Consider the following 16,234-nt stretch of genomic DNA (forward strand, 5'->3'; position numbering starts at 1 on the left):
CCGGAGGTGGTGATCACAGACCGGAGGTGGTGATCACACCTTGCCATCCGCCGGGCCGACGCGGACGGGAGTCGCTCAGCCGCCCAGTACCCCGCGCACGAACGCGTTGGTGAACTTGCCCGCCGGGTCCAGGGCCGCGGCCAGCGCCCGGAAGTCGTCCAGCCGCGGATAGAGGGCGCGCAGCTCGTCCGCCGGCGTGGTGAACACCTTCCCCCAGTGCGGCCGGGCCGCGAACGGGACCAGCGCCTCCTCCAGCCGCCGCACCACCGGCAGCACCGCCGCCGTGTCGTCCACCCACGTGAAGTGCACCGCCACGGTGTCCCGCCCGTGGGCCGGGCTCAGCCACTGTGCGTCGGCGGCGACCGTGCGCACCTCGCAGGTCTGGAGCACCGGCGCGAGCGTCGCCCGTATCGCGTCGATCGCGCGCAGGGCCTCCACGGCGTGCTCGCGGGGCAGCAGGTACTCGGACTGCAGCTCGGCGCCGCTGCTGGGCGTGAACGCGGCGCGGAAGTGCGGCAGCCGCTCGTGCCAGGGCCCCGGCACACCGAACTGCTCGGTGCAGTTGACCGCCGGCATGCCCGGCACCGGATGCATCTTCTCGGCCGCCGGAGCGGCGTACGGGAACGCCGACAGCGGCTGGTCCGTGCGCCGCTTCAGCCACACCTGCCTGAAGCCCGGCGCCCGCCAGTCGGTGAACAGGCTCACGCTGTACGCCGCCGACATCACCGCGTCGAAGGCCGCCGCGTCCAGCCCGTCGAGCGGCAGTTCGGTGAAGACGTGCTGCTCGACCTCGTAGGCCGGCTCCAGATCCAGGGTGAGCGAGGTCACCACGCCGAGCGCGCCGAGCGAGGTCACCGCGCCGCCGAACCGCTCGTCGCCCCGCGCGACGGTCACCGTCGACCCGTCCGCCGTGACCAGCTCCACCTCACGCACCGCCGACGCCAGCGAACCGTTGCCCACCCCGGAGCCGTGGGTGCCGGTCGCCACCGAACCGGCGACCGAGATGTGCGGCAGCGAGGCCATGTTCGGCAGCGCCAGCCCCCGCCCGTGCACCCGTCGCGCCAGCTCCGCGTAGCGGACGCCGCCGCCCACCCGGACCGTACGGGCCGCCGTGTCGACGTCCACCTCGGCCGGCAGATCGGCCAGCGACAGCAGGACGCCCCCGGCGCCCGGCTCGGCGATCTCGTTGAAGGAGTGCCCGCTGCCCAGCACCCGGACCCGTGCGCCGTCCGCGACCAGGGCCCGCAGCGCGGCCGTCGAACGCGGCCGCGCCAGCTCCCCGGCCGTGAAGGTGATGTTGCCGGCCCAGTTGGTCACGGTGATGTCGCTCATACCGCGGAAACCTACCCGGCGCGCCTGAGGGGGCCCCGGGCGGGAAGCCGCACCGGCGGGGGCATACCGTGAGAAGTCGAACGCCTGAGCCGGGAGGAGACACGGATGGGCAGCGGCAGCCGCACCGCGCTGGTCGAGGATCTTATGGAGCGCTTTCCGCACGTACCGCGGGAAGCCGTCTTCAAGGAGGACCTGCTCCGCGGCGGGGTGGCCTTCGACCCCTCCGCGCTGAGTGACAACGAGGACGGCGAGGTCAAGCCGAAGTCGTACTTCATCTTCTCCTTCGACCACGGCACCCTGCCCGAGCTGGGCGAGGCCGCGCTGCGCCGCCCGCCCGAGGAGATCATCCTCACCGGCGGCCCCTACGACCTGCGCCGCACCGTCGTCTCGGTCCGCGTGAACCCGTCCTCGCCGTACCGCGTCGCGGCCGACGAGCACAACCAGCTCGGCCTGTACCTCGACGGCAAGCGGATCTCCGACGTCGGCGTGCCGCCCATGCCGGAGTACTACCGCCACAAGCTCGCCAACGGGAAGTCGGTCATGGAGGTGGCCCCCACCATCCAGTGGGGCTACCTGATCTACCTGACCGCCTTCCGGGTCTGCCAGTACTTCGGCGCCAAGGAGGAGTGCCAGTACTGCGACATCAACCACAACTGGCGCCAGCACAAGGCGGCGGGCCGCCCGTACACCGGTGTGAAGGACGTCGACGAGGTCCTCGAAGCGCTGGACATCATCAACAGGTACGACACGGCGAAGACCTCCACCGCCTACACCCTCACCGGCGGCGCGATCACGTCGAAGGTCCAGGGTCTGGACGAGGCGGACTTCTACGGGCGCTACGCCAAGGCCATCGAGGAGCACTTCCCCGGCCGCTGGATCGGCAAGGTCGTCGCGCAGGCCCTGCCCAAGGACGACGTGCAGCGCTTCAAGGACTACGGCGTCCAGATCTACCACCCCAACTACGAGGTGTGGGACGAGTACCTGTTCAAGATGTACTGCCCCGGCAAGGAGCGCTACGTCGGCCGCGACGAGTGGCACAAGCGCATCCTCGACTCCACCGAGGTCTTCGGCGCGCGCAACGTGATCCCGAACTTCGTGGCGGGCGTCGAGATGGCCGAGCCCTTCGGCTTCAAGACCGTCGACGAGGCCATCGCCTCCACCACCGAGGGCCTGCGCTTCTTCATGTCCCAGGGCATCACGCCCCGCTTCACCACCTGGTGCCCCGAGCCCACCACCCCGCTCGGCAAGGCCAACCCGCAGGGCGCGCCGCTGGAGTACCACATCCGGCTCCTCCAGGCCTACCGGCAGACGATGGACGAGTTCGGCCTCTCCTCGCCCCCCGGCTACGGCCCGCCCGGCGCCGGCAACGCGGTCTTCTCCGTCAGCTCCTTCATGGACAGCCTGCCCGAGGACGCGCCCGTCGAGGTGTGAGCCGGCGTGCGGACCGGCGGGCGGCGCACCGCGCCCGCCGGTCTTCGCCGTCCCGCTCCTCGTCCCGACCAGTCGCTTGTCAGTCGTGCAGAAGACGTGCGAAGCTCTGCGCTGCCGCGAGACTCGGCCCCAACTCCTCCGACCGTGTGGTGAGTTGGCCTCACCCGTGGACGCAGGAGTCCGATGCCCGACCTGCCGACCCCCAAGGACGCCGCCGAGGCCGCGCTGCTCGCGGAGTGCCGGGACACGGTCCTCTCCTACGCCGCCCTGTGCACGGCCGGTCCGGAGGCGGCCGCCCGGCTGGCCGCCGAGGCGTTCACCCACGGCCTGCGCGAGGTCCGCGCCGCCGGTCCGGCCACCGCCCGCCCGCCGTCCCGGCTGCCCCGCACCGCGCTGCTCCTGACCGCCGTACGCACCACGGCGGCCGCCTGGGAGGACGGTGGCCGGGGGCAGGCACTCGACCCCGGACTGCGGCAGTGGCTGGGCTCCGCCCGGGCCGCCCGCTACACGGGGCCGCCGCCGCGTCGCCCGCTCGCGCTGCGCGGCCTCAAGGACATGCAGGAACCGGACGCGGAGCTGCTGTGGCTGGCCGACGTCGAGGTCCTGCCGCCGCCGGTGGTGGCCCGCCGCCTCGGCCTCGACCCCGCCACCGTCTCCGGGGAGCTCGCCCAGGTGCGCCGGCTGTTCCGGGACCGCTGCCGACGCGGCCACCTCGACGCGCCCCCGGCCCCGCCCTGCCAGGGCTACGCCCGGCTCCTGGACGCGGTCACCAGGTCGCCCGCCGCCGACGTCCCCGACGACCTCTCCCGCCACCTCGCCGACTGCCCCGACTGCGCGGAGGCCGCCGCCTGTCTGAGCCCGCACGACGACCGGCTGCCCGCGGCCCTCGCCGCCGGAGTGCTCGGCTGGGGCGGGCTCGCGCACCTGGAACGCCGCCGCCGCGACGCCCAGGCGCGACGCGCCGCCGGGAGGCCGGCCGACGACGACCGCGCCGACGGGGCACCCGACGGCGACCACCGGACCCGGCTCGTCCGCGGCGGCCTCCTCGCCACCGCCGGCCTGGTGTCCCTGCTGGCGCTCACCGTCACCCTGGTCACCTCCCGCGGCACCGCCGACGACGCCGCGGCGCCCACCGGCACCGCGGACCGCCGCCCGGCAGCCGTCCCGCAGCCCTCGCCGCCACGGGGGGACAGCCGGCCGACACCGGAGGCGGCGCGGGCCTCCACCGGTGCCACCGCACCGGTCGTGGACCGGACCCCGCGGAAGAAGGACCCCGACCCGGCACCCCAGGGCACCGCCACACCCACCGCACCCCCCGCGAGCGCCGGGGAACCGACGGGCCCCGACCGCGCCCCGGCCCCGGACCCCGGCACGCCCGCCCCCGCCGCCTGCCGCGTCCGCTACGACCTCGTCAACCAGTGGCCCGACGGCTTCCAGGCCACCGTGAGCGTCACCACCACCCGCGCCCTCGACTCCTGGCAGGTCGCCTGGACCTTCCCCGACGGCCAGCGGATCGGCCAGATGTGGGACGCCGGGTACGCCCAGACCGGCGCCCGGGCCACCGCGGCGGCCGCCGACCACAACGCCTCCGTCCCCGCGGGCGGCCACCTCGCCTTCGGCTTCATCGCGTCCTGGCGCGGCAGGAACGCCCCGCCGGACGGCTTCACGCTGAACGGCCGGGAGTGCGAGAGCGGGTGAGCGCCCGGCGCCCGCCGTCCCGGCCGGAAAAACGCGTTGACGGGCCGTGGTGGGGACGGGCTACTGTGGCGGCACGTCACGCGGCGATCGCCGCGCGGTGAGGAACGTACGAGTGAGGAGGTGTCGACCGATGGCTGTCTTTGCGACGGGCGCTGCCCGCATCCAGCAACCCATCACGTCCACCTCCGTGGCCGCCGGCCGCCTCCGGGCCTCCTGAGTCCCCGCGCCGGGGCCGCCCCCCGAAGGGCAACCCCTTGTCTTCCACCACCCCGTTCACCGCTCACTCCACCCTGACCCCCTACGGCTGGGACGAGGACTGGGCCGACGCCTTCGCCCCGTACGCCGCCGAAGGACTGCTGCCCGGCCGCGTCGTCCGGGTCGACCGCGGTCAGTGCGACGTCGTCACCAGCGACGGGACCCTGCGGGCCGACACCGCGTTCGTCACCCCGCACGACCCCCTGCGCGTCGTCTGCACCGGCGACTGGGTCGCCGTCGAACCCGACGGCACCCCGCGCTACGTACGGACGTACCTGCCGCGCCGTACGGCCTTCGTACGCTCCACCTCCTCCAAGCGGTCCGAGGGACAGATCCTCGCGGCCAACGTCGACCACGCCATCGTCGCCGTGTCCCTCGCGGCCGAACTCGACCTCGCCCGGATCGAGCGGTTCCTCGCCCTCGCCTGGGAGTCCGGGGCGCAGCCCCTGGTCGTGCTCACCAAGGCCGACCTCGTCCCCGACCCGGTGACACTGGCCCACCTGGTCCAGGACGTGGAGACCGCCGCGCCCGGCGTGACGGTGCTGTCCGTCAGCGCCGAGCACGGGGAGGGGCTCGACGTCCTCGCCGCCGTGGTCTCCGGGGGCACGGCCGTGCTGCTCGGGCAGTCCGGCGCCGGCAAGTCCACCCTCGCCAACGCGCTGCTCGGCGAGGACGTCATGGACGTGCAGGCCATCCGGGACGTCGACGGCAAGGGCCGGCACACCACCACCACCCGCAACCTCCTCGCCATGCCCGGCGGGGGAGTGCTCATCGACACCCCCGGGCTGCGGGGTGTCGGGCTCTGGGACGCGGGCACCGGCGTCGGGCAGGTGTTCGCCGAGATCGAGGAACTGGGCCGCGACTGCCGGTTCCACGACTGCGCCCACGAGAGCGAGCCGGGCTGCGCCGTCCTCGCCGCCATCGACAGCGGCGAGCTGCCCGAACGCCGGCTGGAGAGCTACCGCAAGCTCATGCGGGAGAACCAGCGCATCGTCGCCAAGACCGATGCCCGCCTGCGCGCCGAGATCCGCAAGGAGTGGAAGCGCCGGGGCGCCATCGGCAAGGCGGCGATGGAGGCCAAGCGGGGCCGCGTGCGGTAGCGGCGCCCCCTCCTCCGACGCGATGTCCGATTTCCGCCAGCCCGGTCCGCCGGTCTGGCGGAGACTGGACAGCGTGACGCAGAACGTGAAGGAGCGCGCGGAGCCCGCGCGGCGCGAGGACAGCGGGTACGAGGACAGCGCGTGCGAGGACAGCAGGTACGAGGCGGTCCGCAGCCGGGACGCCCGGTTCGACGGCGCGTTCTTCTTCGCGGTGGAGACCACCGGCATCTACTGCCGGCCCAGCTGCCCGGCGGTCACCCCGAAGCGGCGCAACGTGCGGTTCTTCGCGACGGCCGCCGCCGCCCAGGGCTCGGGCTTCCGGGCCTGCCGGCGGTGCCGCCCGGACGCCGTGCCGGGCTCGGCGGACTGGAACGTCCGCGCCGACGTCGTCGGCCGGGCCATGCGGCTGATCGGCGACGGCGTCGTCGACCGCGAGGGCGTCGCCGGACTCGCCGGCCGGCTCGGCTACAGCGCCCGCCAGGTGCAGCGGCAGCTCACCGCCGAGCTGGGCGCCGGGCCCGTGGCCCTGGCCCGCGCCCAGCGGGCGCACACCGCGCGCGTCCTGCTGCAGACCACCGGCCTGCCGGTGACCGAGATCGCGTTCGCCGCCGGCTTCGCCAGCGTGCGGCAGTTCAACGACACGATCAGGGCCGTGTACGCGGCCACCCCGAGCGCGCTGCGCGCCGCCGCCCCGGCCCGTGACCGGCCCGCCCGGCACGGCGCCACCCCCTCGGCCGGCATCCCCCTGCGGCTCGCCCACCGCGGCCCCTACCAGCACGGCCCCGTCTTCGACCTGCTCCAGCACGAGGCGGTGGCCGGCGTCGAAGAGGTGAGCGGTCCGCCCGGCCGCCGCGTCTACCGGCGCACCCTGCGCCTGCCGTACGGCACCGGGATCGTCGCCGTCGACGAGCGGCCCGGCGGGCCGCGCTCCGGCACCGGCGGCTGGCTGGACGCCCGACTCCACCTCACCGACCTCCGCGACCTGACCACCTCCGTGCAGCGGCTGCGCCGGCTGTTCGACCTGGATGCCGACCCGTACGCCGTGGACGAGCGGCTCGGCGCCGACCCCCGGCTCGCGCCCCTGGTCGCCGCCCGCCCCGGACTGCGCTCCCCCGGCACCGCCGACCCCGGCGAACTCGCCGTTCGGACGGTGGCGGGGCGGGCGGAAGCGGAGCGCCTGGTCCAGCGGTACGGCAAGACGCTGGACGCGCCGTGCGGCGCCCTGACCCACCTCTTCCCCGAACCGGCCGTCCTCGCCGGCGCCGAGCCGGGCGGCCCCCTGGGCGCGCTCGCCGCGGCACTCGCCGACGGCGTGGTACGCCTGGACCCCGGCGCCGACCGGGACGACGCCGAACGCGCGCTGCTCGCCGTACCCGGCGTGGACGCCCGCACCGCCGCCGTCGTCCGCACCCGCGCCCTCGGCGACCCCGACGTGGCCCCGCCCGGCACCGCCGTGCCCGACACCTGGCGCCCCTGGCGCTCGTACGCCCTGAACCACCTGCGCGCAGCAGGAGAGTGGGAGCAGCACCGATGACCACCACGACCCGCACCAACATGACCTACTGGAGCGAGGTCGACAGCCCCGTCGGCCCGCTGCTCCTCACCGCGGGCCCGGACGGGGCGCTCAGCTCCCTGTCCGTGCCCGGGCAGAAGGGCGGCCGGAGCGTCCAGGAAGGCTGGCGGCAGGACGCCGGGCCCTTCCGGGCGGCCCGGGAGCAGCTCGCCGCCTACTTCGCCGGGGAGCTGCGGGAGTTCCGGCTGCCGCTGCGCGCCGAGGGCACCGCCTTCCGGGAACGCGTGTGGGCCGCCCTGGACGACGTGCCCTACGGCGCGACCACGACGTACGGCGAGATCGCCGCGCGGATCGGCGCCTCCCGCCCCGCGGTCCGCGCGGTGGGCGGCGCGATCGGTGCCAACCCGCTGCTGATCCTGCGCCCCTGCCACCGCGTGATCGGCGCCGACGGCTCCCTGACCGGATACGCGGGTGGCCTCGAACGCAAGACGCGGCTGCTCACCCTGGAGGGCGTCCGGACGGCTAGCCGGACAGCACCGCGCCCAGCCACGCCCCGGTGATCAGCAGGCAGGCGAAGAGTTCCGTCAGCACCGCACTGCCGCCCGAGCGCATCGCGGTCCGCAGGGCCGCCATCGCCTCCCCGTGCCGGCCCAGCCGGATCCGCTCGGCGAGGTAGATGCCGCCCAGGAAGCCGGGGATCGCGCCGAGCACCGGCACCAGCACGAAGCCTAGGAAGGCGCCCGCGCCCGCGTACGCCGTGAGCCGGCGGGTGGCGTCGTCCGCGCGCAGCCGCCGGGAGGGCAGCGCCCAGCGCACCGCCTGGGACAGGAGCAGGACGACCGTGGCGCCGACCAGCACGGCCCACGCGAGCGGCCGCGCGTCCTTCAGCGCCCACCACAGGACCCCGGCCCACACGAGCCACGACCCGGGCATGCCGGGGAACAGCACGCCGCACAGCCCGAGCAGAATGACCAGGCCGGACAGCAGGAGGTCCCACGCTCCCATCTGTCCAGGGTGCCGGACTCGGGCCCGGCCCGCAGATGTCGTGCGCCGCGGCCGGGCCGGCTCAGCGCTCGCGGGCCACCCAGTCCCGCTCGTAGGCGTGCCAGCCCAGCTGGAGGCGGGTGGTGACCCCGGTCAGCTCCATGAGGCGCTTCACCCGGCGCTGCACGGTCCGCAGACCGAGGTCGAGCTGCTTGGCGACGCTCGCGTCGGTCAGGCCGGCCAGCAGCAGGGAGAGGATCTCCAGGTCGGTGCCGTCGGGCGCCTCCGGGCCGTGCTCGGTCACGCCGGACGCGCCCAGCCGCAGCGGAAGGGCGTCCTGCCAGACCGACTCGAAGAGGCCCGAGAGCAGTTCCAGCAGGCCGCTGGCGTGCACGACCAGCGCGGCCGGCTCCGAGGAGTGGGCGGTGAGCGGGACCAGGGCGAGGGCACGGTCGGCGACCACCAGCTTGGTCGGCACCCGGTCCACCACCCGGACCTGCTCGTCGCGGCCCAGCGCGGCGGTCAGTTCCGTGATGCCGGTGGGCAGGTCCAGCACCGCACGCTCGACCACCACCCGGTAGCGGACCCCGCGTCCGGTGGCCTGCTCCTCCGCGTCGTTCTCCATGCCGGTGACGGCGACCGGGTTGCCGGTGACCAGCGCGCACACCTCCTCGTTCGCTCCCAGCTGGAGCTGGAGGAAGCGCTGGGCGACCGCGGCGGCGCCGGTCACCACCTCCACCAGGTCGTGCACCGCGGGCTCGGACGCCGCCGCCCGGTACTCCTCGGCCAGCAGGGCCGCCGCCAGCTCCGCCTTCTCCAGCTCGTGCCGCTGCTGGGTGAGCAGCGCGCCCAGCGCCACGCCCGGCGGCGCGGCGACCCAGCGGCCGGGCCGGGCCGAGGACTGGGCGGCGAGCCCGATCTGCTCCAGCCGGCGCAGCGCGCGCTCCGTGTCCTGCTCGCCGAGCGCCAGCCGACGGGCCAGATCGGGCACGTCGGCCGCCCCGAGGGCCACCAGCGCCCGGTACGCCGACTCGTGTGCGTCCTTGAGCCCCAACACTCCCAGCATCAGGTGCCGTCCCTCCCCGAGAACCGCCTCACCACCACCTGCGCGGAGCCCGACCGTGGCGGGAAACGGCCACGGCGCAAACCCGCCTCCGGACATCATCGCCGTACGACGGGTCACTCTGCCAAAGTGACGTCGCCGGGCGGTTCTCCCGTGGGGGGTGGGACCGCCCGGCCACGTTCGCCCGCAACCCCGTTCGACGCGTCCCCCGAAACGCGTCCGGCGCGTGCGGGTACGCCGGATTTTCCGGATGCCCCGTTCTCCTAAGGCTCCCTCGGTGGACAATCAGGAGCATGAGTCAGCAGGGGGGAAGGCCCACCGGTCATGACGACTGGTGGACGCAGCTGTACGACGACTCCACCGGCGACACCGGTCCCACGGTCGCGCCCGATTCCCTGGACGACCGGTTCGCCTCGGCGGCGGGGACGGTGTCCCGCGGACCGGACCAGGACGAGGACGAGGACGAGGACCGCGGCATACGGGACGGGGCGGAGCCCCCACCGCGGACGGACCGCACTCCGCCCCCGGCGCCCGCCCCGCCCGCGACCGGCATCCCCGGGCAGCCGGCGACCGGTATCCCCTGGCAGGCCGCGACCGGCATCCCCGGGCCGGCCGAGGACCGGCCTCCCTGGTGGGCCGCGGGTGCGTCTCCCGCCGTCCCCGGCCCCCGGACGCCGGGCCCGTCGCAGCCCGACGACACCCCGAGCGGCGGCGGCACGCCGCGCCGTCCCGGTCCGCCCCCGCAGCGGGCCCCGTGGGAACCGCCGCCCGCCGCTCCCGCCGGTCCCGTGAGCTTCCCGCCCGGATCTCCGGGGCCCGGGGGCGCCGGCCACCGGGCGGGACAGCCCGCCGGCCGGGACCCCGCGGCCGACCCGCCACCCGTCCCCGCGCCGACGGCACCCCCCGCGCCTGCCGCACCTCCCGCGCCCCCGGACCCGCCGGTGCCCCCCGTACCGTCGGAGACGCCCGCACCGCCGGCACCGCCGGCACCGCCGACGTCGCCCGCGTCGCCGGCTCCGTCTCCGCCCGAGCCGCACGCCCCGTCGGCGCCGGCCCGGCCCCCCGCACCGCCCGCGCCCGCCGAACCCCCGCGGCCGGCCGGCCCTCGTGGGCGTACGACCTCGGGGAGCGGCGCCGCCGATCTCAGGGAGCCCCCCGCGGACGTGCCGGCCGCCCCGCCCCCCTCCGGCGGGTCCCCGCCCCCGCGTTCGTCCCGGACCACCCCGGACCTCCCCCCGCTCCCGCCCCCGTTCCTCCCCTCGCTGTCCCCGCACGCCGGGGACGGCGGCGGGCCCGGGTCCTCCGCGCGGGACTACGTCGGCTCCCGGCCGCCCACCTACGACGCCGAACCCACCGCGCTGCCGGCCGCCGAACCCGACGGGCTCGACGGGCTGGTGGCGGACACCGTGCTGGACGGCGCCCGGTACGGGACCTGCACGCTGCGGGCCGTCTCCGTGCGGGGCGACTCCGCGCGCTACCGGGGCGACCCACGCCGTGACGCGCTGCTCGTCGCCCGTTTCGGCGCGGGGGAGCAGGCGCTGGTCCTGGTGGCGATGGCGACCGGCGCCCGTGCGACGGCCGGGGCGCACCTCGCGGCCGCCGACGCGTGCCGGTGGATCGGCCAAGCGGTGGGCCGCAGCCACGCACGGCTCGCCGAGGACCTGCGGGCCGGCCGGCGCGGCGACCTGAAGTCCGGCCTGCACCGCCTCACCGACCGCAGTCTCGGACGGCTCCGCGCCTCCGCCGCCGAACAGGGCCTGGCCCCCGAGGAGTACGCGGCCACCCTGCGCTGCCTGCTGCTGCCCGCCGACCCCGAGTGCCGGACCAGGGTGTTCTTCGGCGTCGGCCCGGGCGGGCTGCTGCGGCTGCGGGGCGGTGCCTGGCAGGACGTGGAGCCCCAGGGCGGCGACGTCGCGGGCGAGCCCGTCCTGGGCTACGGCTCCCCCGGGGGCGGGGCGGCGAGCGAGACACCCGAGGGCGACCGGCTCACCATGGACCTCGGCGTCACGGCACCGCCGGGCCCGACGCCGGAACCGTACGCCGGACCCCGCAGGCCCTTCCGCTTCCGCGCCTCCGTAGCCCGCCCGGGTGATGTGCTCCTGATGAGCACCGCCGGTCTCGCCGAGCCGCTGCTGAGCGAACCGGAGCTGGGCCGGCACCTCGCGCGGCGGTGGTCGGGCCGTACCCCGCCCGGCCTCGCGGAGTTCCTCGCCGACGCCGGTGTCCGGGTCAAGGGGTACGCCGACGACCGCACGGCCGCCGCAGTATGGGAGGCGTGAGACCGCTCGCTGTGCCATACGTAGAGCCATGGCCAAACAGAACGTCGCGGAACAGTTCGTCGACATCCTCACCCGCGCCGGAGTCGAACGCCTCTACGGAGTCGTCGGCGACAGCCTCAATCCGGTCGTGGACGCCGTGCGCCGCCACCCCGGCATCGAGTGGGTGCACGTCCGGCACGAGGAGACCGCCGCCTTCGCCGCCGGGGCGGAGGCACAGGTCACCGGGAAGCTGACCGCGTGCGCCGGCTCCTGCGGCCCCGGCAACCTCCACCTCATCAACGGCCTCTACGACGCCCACCGGTCCATGGCGCCCGTCCTCGCCCTCGCCTCGCAGATCCCGTCCAGCGAGATCGGCCTCGGGTTCTTCCAGGAGACCCACCCCGACCAGCTCTTCCGGGAGTGCAGCCACTACAGCGAGCTGATCTCCAGCCCGAAGCAGATGCCGAGGCTGCTCCAGACCGCCATCCAGCACGCGGTGGGCCAGGGCGGCGTCAGTGTCGTCTCCCTCCCCGGCGACATCGCGGACGAGCCCGCCCCGGAGAAGGCCGCCGAGAGTGCCCTGGTCACCTCCCGGCCGACGGTCCGCCCCGGCGACGAGGAGATCGACCGGCTGGTGCGGATGATCGACGACGCCGACAAGGTCACCCTGTTCTGCGGCGCCGGCACGGCGGGCGCGCACGCCGAGGTGATGGAGTTCGCCGGAAAGATCAAGTCCCCGGTGGGGCACGCCCTGCGCGGCAAGGAGTGGATCCAGTACGACAACCCGTTCGACGTGGGGATGAGCGGGCTGCTGGGCTACGGCGCGGCCTACGAGGCCACCCACGAGTGCGACCTGCTGATCCTGCTCGGCACGGACTTCCCGTACAACGCCTTCCTGCCCGACGACGTCCAGATCGCCCAGATCGACGTCCGGCCCGAACACCTGGGCCGGCGTTCCCGGCTGGACCTCGCGGTATGGGGCGACGCGAAGGAGACCCTGCGCTGTCTGATCCCGAGGGTGAAGGAGAAGAAGAGCCGCCGCTTCCTCGACCGGATGTTGAAGAAGCACGCGGACGCGCTGGAGGGCGTGGTCAAGGCCTACACCCGCAAGGTCGACAAGCACGTCCCGATCCACCCCGAGTACGTCGCCGCCGTGCTGGACGAGGTCGCCGACGACGACGCGGTGTTCACCGTCGACACCGGTATGTGCAACGTCTGGGCCGCCCGCTACATCTCGCCCAACGGCCGCCGCCGCATCATCGGTTCCTTCTCGCACGGCTCGATGGCGAACGCGCTGCCGATGGCGATCGGCGCCCAGTTCACCGACCGGCGGCGGCAGGTCGTCTCGATGTCCGGCGACGGCGGCTTCACCATGCTGATGGGCGACTTCCTCACCCTCGTGCAGCACGACCTGCCGGTGAAGGTGGTCCTCTTCAACAACTCCTCGCTCGGCATGGTCGAGTTGGAGATGCTGGTCGCTGGCCTGCCCTCGCACGGCGTCGCCAACACCAACCCGGACTTCGCCGCCGTCGCCGAGGCGTGCGGGGCCTTCGGGGTGCGGGTGGAGAAGCCGAAGGAGCTGGCCGGGGCGCTGAAGGCCGCGTTCAAGCACAAGGGTCCGGCCCTCGTCGACGTCGTCACCGACCCCAACGCCCTGTCCATCCCACCCAGGATCAGCGCAGACATGGTCACCGGCTTCGCCCTGTCCGCGTCGAAGATCGTGCTGGACGGAGGGGTCGGGCGGATGCTCCAGATGGCCCGCTCGAACCTGCGGAACGTGCCCCGGCCCTGACCCCCGCCCTGGACAGGACGAACGGTCGTTGAAGATTCGACATGACTGGCCGGGGTTCGAACGGGCAAGGCTTCCCCCGTGAGGTTGTTCGAAGAGGAGGGGAAGCGACATCAGTACGCGGACGGGGGACATGGAGAGGGAGACGACGCCACAGCTCAGCCGAAGGCTCGGGCGGACGGACCTGCGGGCGGTGCCGGAGAGCCGGCGGGCCCTGCGTGAGCTGCTGCGGCACTGGGGCGGACCCGGACGGTCGGAGATCGCGGAACTGCTCACCACGGAGCTGGTCACCAACGCGCTGGTCCACACCGACGAAGGGGCCGTGCTGACCGCCACGGTCGGACCGCGCGCACTGCGGGTCGAGGTGCGGGACTTCGTCGCCCGGCCGCCCCGGCCCCGCTCTCCCGACCCGGAGGAGAGCACCAACGGCAGAGGGCTGGTCCTGGTGGAGTCCCTGGCCGACGACTGGGGCGTGCGGCCGTGCGGGGCGGGCGAGCCGGGCAAGTCGGTCTGGTTCGAGCTGGACGCCGAGGCCGCCTGAGGCGCCGGAGACCGGGCGCCCCAGGCGGCACGACGGCTAACCGAACTGCTGCTCCAGGTCCTTGAGCTTGCGCTCCAGGGAGTCCAGGCGCGGCAGGGCCTGGGTGTCGTCCTCCGCGGTGAGGTCGACGGTCACCGGGTCAGCCGCGCCGCGGACGGGCTGCAAGGAGGGCCGCTGGCGTACGGGCAGGGAGTCCGGGGCCGCTATGGCAGGCTCCGCGGTGGCCCGTTCGGCACCTCGCTCGACCTGCTGCACCTCGACCTCGACCTGCCGGCCGCCACGGCCGGGGAAGCCCCGGTGACCGTGCCCCCGGCTGATCGCCTTGAGCTGCGCCCGCTCCAGGCGCTCCTGCTCACGCCGCCGCTGCTTGGCCTCCTCCTTGCGGCGCCGGTCGTCGCGCACCTCGTCGACCGCCTCGTCGAGGCTGCGCACGCCCTCCAGGAGCATCAGCGACCAGGCGCGGTACGTCTCCCTGGGCGCCCGCAGCCAGCGGACCATGCGGATCTGCGGCAGCGGACGCGGCACGAGGCCCTGCTCGCGCAGTGCGGCCCGCCGGGTCTGCTTCAGCGCCCGGTCGAAGAGCACCGCCGCCGACAGGGACATGCCCGCGAAGAAGTGCGGGGCACCCGCGTGACCGAGGCCGCGGGGCGCGTGCACCCAGTTGAACCACGCGGCCGCGAAGGCGAAGGTCCACACGAGTATGCGGGAGCCGAGCGCCGCGTCACCGTGGCTGGCCTCGCGCACCGCGAGAACGGAGCAGAACATCGCCGCGCCGTCGAGGCCGAACGGGACCAGGTACTGCCAGCCGCCGGTCAGGCCGAGGTTCTGCTCGCCGAAGCCGACCAGACCGTGGAAGGAGAGTGCCGCGGCGACCGCGGCGCAGCAGAAGAGCAGGACATAGGAGAAGGTGCCGTAGAGGGCCTCCTTGCGCCTGCGACGCTCCTCCATGCGCTCCCACGAGTCGTCCGCGCCCGCGTCCTTCCCCGTGGAACGCTTGCCGCGCGCGAGCACCGCCACCGCCGCCAGCATGCCCAGGAGCAGCACGGCGCCCGGAAGCAGCCAGTTCAGCGATATGTCGGTCAATCTCATCTGGGGTCCCTTGCATTGGGATAGGGCGTAACGCCCGCCATGGTGGCCCAAACCCGGCGGCCCTCAGGGGGGTTTCGGGGCAAGAGGCCGCCAAGAGGGTGCGAGGGAGTGCACCGGGCGGCGATCTGCTCGAACTGCCGCATGAGGGGCGGGAGTTGAGTTCGAATAAGATAACCCGTACGAGTGGTTCCGTGGAAACTTCTCGCACTGCGCCCGGGAGTTGTGGAGCGACCCCGATGATCTTAAGGGACCGCCGCGGGTGGGTGCGCCGGGCGGCGGCTCACGCCGCCGCGGCGAGCAGCTTGCCGACGCGGTCCGCGTCGCAGGTGCGCGGGCAGGTGGCGCAGGTGTCCTCGGGGCGCAGCGTGTAGAACATGCAGCAGCTCGCCCGGTCCCGGGTGTGCAGCGACTCGCCGTCCGGCCCCGTCAGTTCCCGGAACGCGGCGTCGCCCACGTACGGCTTGGTCGCGCCCGGCAGCAGCAGTTCCAGTTCGCGCCGTGCCCGCTCCTGCTCGCCGAGCAGGTGGGCGACGTACCACAGGCCCTCCACGACCTCGTCGGTCGCCATGCCCCACAGGGCGCGTCCGCGCCGCCGCATCCGCGGTCCGAAAGCCGCCAGCACCGGCTCCAGGTGCTCCGCGACGGAGGCCCGCACCTCGGCCCGCAGCGCCTCCTCGTCCGCGACCACGCGGGCGCCGGGCAGCGCGGCGGCCGGATCGCCCGGCAGGCAGGCGAAGCCGGCGGACCGCACGGCCATGCGGCCGAGGGGCAGGCCGGCGGCGGAGCGGTCGTAGGCGACCCGGTCCGTGGGGTAGCGGGGCACCCGGCGGTGCAGGAACCACGGCACGGTGATCAGCAGACAGGCCGGCCACGCGTACCGGTGCAGGCCGAAGCTCGCGACCACGTCGGGCCGGGCCCGCTGCCCGTAGTCCCGCAGCACCTGGGCGTCGTCCCAGGCGAGGAACGCGTCCAGCTCCGCCCCGCCCGCGGCGAGCGAGCCGGCCGGGACCCAGCCGCCCCCGCGCGGGACCTCGTCGGCCCCGTCCAGCTCGGTGACGCCCAGTCCCGGGAGGACCTCGGACAGGCGTGCGTAGGCGTCCGTGGTGGCCGAGCGGGTGACAGGCATGCGGGGACCACCGATCCACGTCGGAGAACGGGCTGCTTTGAGGTAAGCCTTACCT

13 protein-coding genes are annotated in these 16,234 nt (G+C 74.7%); 8 read left to right on the top strand and 5 right to left on the bottom strand.

Annotated features, from left to right (window positions below; translation table 11 throughout):
• Nucleotides 1–75: 75 nt before the first annotated feature.
• Nucleotides 76–1,332: an FAD-binding protein gene (locus ACZ6EG_RS11955; protein WP_469603858.1), complete on the bottom strand. Its 1,257-nt coding sequence runs from the start codon at nt 1,330–1,332 to the stop codon at nt 76–78.
• Nucleotides 1,333–1,437: 105 nt separating this feature from the next.
• Here ACZ6EG_RS11955 and ACZ6EG_RS11960 point away from each other — a divergent pair, with 105 nt between their 5' ends.
• From ACZ6EG_RS11960 to ACZ6EG_RS11980, 5 genes are all read left to right on the top strand, one after another.
• Nucleotides 1,438–2,763 (top strand): radical SAM protein, encoded by a 1,326-nt coding sequence (locus ACZ6EG_RS11960; RefSeq protein WP_384691886.1) that lies wholly within the window; start codon nt 1,438–1,440, stop codon nt 2,761–2,763.
• Between the two features lie 183 nt (nt 2,764–2,946).
• Nucleotides 2,947–4,461: a cellulose binding domain-containing protein gene (locus ACZ6EG_RS11965; RefSeq protein ID WP_469603861.1), complete on the top strand. Its 1,515-nt coding sequence runs from the start codon at nt 2,947–2,949 to the stop codon at nt 4,459–4,461.
• Nucleotides 4,462–4,715: 254 nt separating this feature from the next.
• The gene (gene rsgA / locus ACZ6EG_RS11970; protein ID WP_384691891.1) at nt 4,716–5,816 is read left to right on the top strand and encodes a ribosome small subunit-dependent GTPase A; all 1,101 of its coding nucleotides are present in this window, start codon (nt 4,716–4,718) and stop codon (nt 5,814–5,816) included.
• A gap of 22 nt (nt 5,817–5,838) precedes the next feature.
• On the top strand, nt 5,839–7,350 hold the full coding sequence (locus ACZ6EG_RS11975; RefSeq protein WP_469603865.1) for a bifunctional transcriptional activator/DNA repair enzyme AdaA: 1,512 nt from the start codon (nt 5,839–5,841) through the stop codon (nt 7,348–7,350).
• Nucleotides 7,347–7,889, top strand: coding sequence for a methylated-DNA--[protein]-cysteine S-methyltransferase (locus tag ACZ6EG_RS11980; protein ID WP_391968558.1), 543 nt, complete (start codon nt 7,347–7,349; stop codon nt 7,887–7,889). Before ACZ6EG_RS11975 ends, ACZ6EG_RS11980 begins: the two co-directional genes overlap by 4 nt.
• Here ACZ6EG_RS11980 and ACZ6EG_RS11985 read toward each other — a convergent pair.
• Together ACZ6EG_RS11985 and ACZ6EG_RS11990 are read right to left on the bottom strand one after the other, a co-directional pair.
• Nucleotides 7,852–8,334, bottom strand: coding sequence for a DUF456 domain-containing protein (locus tag ACZ6EG_RS11985; RefSeq protein ID WP_391968557.1), 483 nt, complete (start codon nt 8,332–8,334; stop codon nt 7,852–7,854). The genes ACZ6EG_RS11980 and ACZ6EG_RS11985 overlap by 38 nt on opposite strands.
• Nucleotides 8,335–8,395: 61 nt before the next feature.
• On the bottom strand, nt 8,396–9,379 hold the full coding sequence (locus ACZ6EG_RS11990; protein ID WP_391968556.1) for a helix-turn-helix domain-containing protein: 984 nt from the start codon (nt 9,377–9,379) through the stop codon (nt 8,396–8,398).
• 290 nt (nt 9,380–9,669) lie between these two features.
• On the opposite strand from ACZ6EG_RS11990, the gene ACZ6EG_RS11995 reads away from it, so the two are divergent.
• The 3 genes from ACZ6EG_RS11995 to ACZ6EG_RS12005 all read left to right on the top strand — a co-directional run bounded on the left by ACZ6EG_RS11995 (nt 9,670) and on the right by ACZ6EG_RS12005 (nt 13,964).
• On the top strand, nt 9,670–11,655 hold the full coding sequence (locus tag ACZ6EG_RS11995; RefSeq protein ID WP_469603870.1) for a protein phosphatase 2C domain-containing protein: 1,986 nt from the start codon (nt 9,670–9,672) through the stop codon (nt 11,653–11,655).
• Nucleotides 11,656–11,683: 28 nt separating this feature from the next.
• Entirely contained in the window at nt 11,684–13,426 is a 1,743-nt protein-coding gene (locus tag ACZ6EG_RS12000; protein ID WP_391968554.1) for a pyruvate dehydrogenase, read from the top strand.
• Between the two features lie 130 nt (nt 13,427–13,556).
• A complete protein-coding gene (locus ACZ6EG_RS12005; RefSeq protein ID WP_469603873.1) occupies nt 13,557–13,964 on the top strand; it encodes an ATP-binding protein in 408 nt (135 codons plus the stop codon).
• A gap of 36 nt (nt 13,965–14,000) precedes the next feature.
• Here ACZ6EG_RS12005 and ACZ6EG_RS12010 read toward each other — a convergent pair whose 3' ends face one another.
• Together ACZ6EG_RS12010 and ACZ6EG_RS12015 are read right to left on the bottom strand one after the other, a co-directional pair.
• Complete coding sequence (locus tag ACZ6EG_RS12010) at nt 14,001–15,053, bottom strand: DUF2637 domain-containing protein (RefSeq protein ID WP_391968552.1); 1,053 nt, start codon at nt 15,051–15,053, stop codon at nt 14,001–14,003.
• A 280-nt stretch (nt 15,054–15,333) separates the two neighbouring features.
• Nucleotides 15,334–16,179, bottom strand: a complete 846-nt coding sequence (locus ACZ6EG_RS12015) for a (2Fe-2S)-binding protein (RefSeq protein ID WP_469603876.1) — start codon at nt 16,177–16,179, stop codon at nt 15,334–15,336.
• Nucleotides 16,180–16,234: the final 55 nt, after the last annotated feature.

The sequence above is a fragment of the Streptomyces sp. NPDC041968 genome, from assembly GCF_055589025.1.

What these genes read in the sequence shown, in the direction of transcription:
- ACZ6EG_RS12000 (WP_391968554.1), top strand. Translation starts at nt 11,684, where the DNA reads ATGGCCAAACAGAACGTCGCGGAACAGTTCGTCGACATCCTCACCCGC.
- ACZ6EG_RS11995 (WP_469603870.1), top strand. Translation starts at nt 9,670, where the DNA reads ATGAGTCAGCAGGGGGGAAGGCCCACCGGTCATGACGACTGGTGGACG.
- ACZ6EG_RS12005 (WP_469603873.1), top strand. Translation starts at nt 13,557, where the DNA reads ATGGAGAGGGAGACGACGCCACAGCTCAGCCGAAGGCTCGGGCGGACG.
- ACZ6EG_RS12015 (WP_469603876.1), bottom strand. Translation starts at nt 16,179, where the DNA reads ATGCCTGTCACCCGCTCGGCCACCACGGACGCCTACGCACGCCTGTCC.
- ACZ6EG_RS11990 (WP_391968556.1), bottom strand. Translation starts at nt 9,379, where the DNA reads ATGCTGGGAGTGTTGGGGCTCAAGGACGCACACGAGTCGGCGTACCGG.
- ACZ6EG_RS11955 (WP_469603858.1), bottom strand. Translation starts at nt 1,332, where the DNA reads ATGAGCGACATCACCGTGACCAACTGGGCCGGCAACATCACCTTCACG.
- ACZ6EG_RS11985 (WP_391968557.1), bottom strand. Translation starts at nt 8,334, where the DNA reads ATGGGAGCGTGGGACCTCCTGCTGTCCGGCCTGGTCATTCTGCTCGGG.
- ACZ6EG_RS11965 (WP_469603861.1), top strand. Translation starts at nt 2,947, where the DNA reads ATGCCCGACCTGCCGACCCCCAAGGACGCCGCCGAGGCCGCGCTGCTC.
- ACZ6EG_RS11960 (WP_384691886.1), top strand. Translation starts at nt 1,438, where the DNA reads ATGGGCAGCGGCAGCCGCACCGCGCTGGTCGAGGATCTTATGGAGCGC.
- ACZ6EG_RS11975 (WP_469603865.1), top strand. Translation starts at nt 5,839, where the DNA reads ATGTCCGATTTCCGCCAGCCCGGTCCGCCGGTCTGGCGGAGACTGGAC.
- ACZ6EG_RS12010 (WP_391968552.1), bottom strand. Translation starts at nt 15,053, where the DNA reads ATGAGATTGACCGACATATCGCTGAACTGGCTGCTTCCGGGCGCCGTG.
- ACZ6EG_RS11980 (WP_391968558.1), top strand. Translation starts at nt 7,347, where the DNA reads ATGACCACCACGACCCGCACCAACATGACCTACTGGAGCGAGGTCGAC.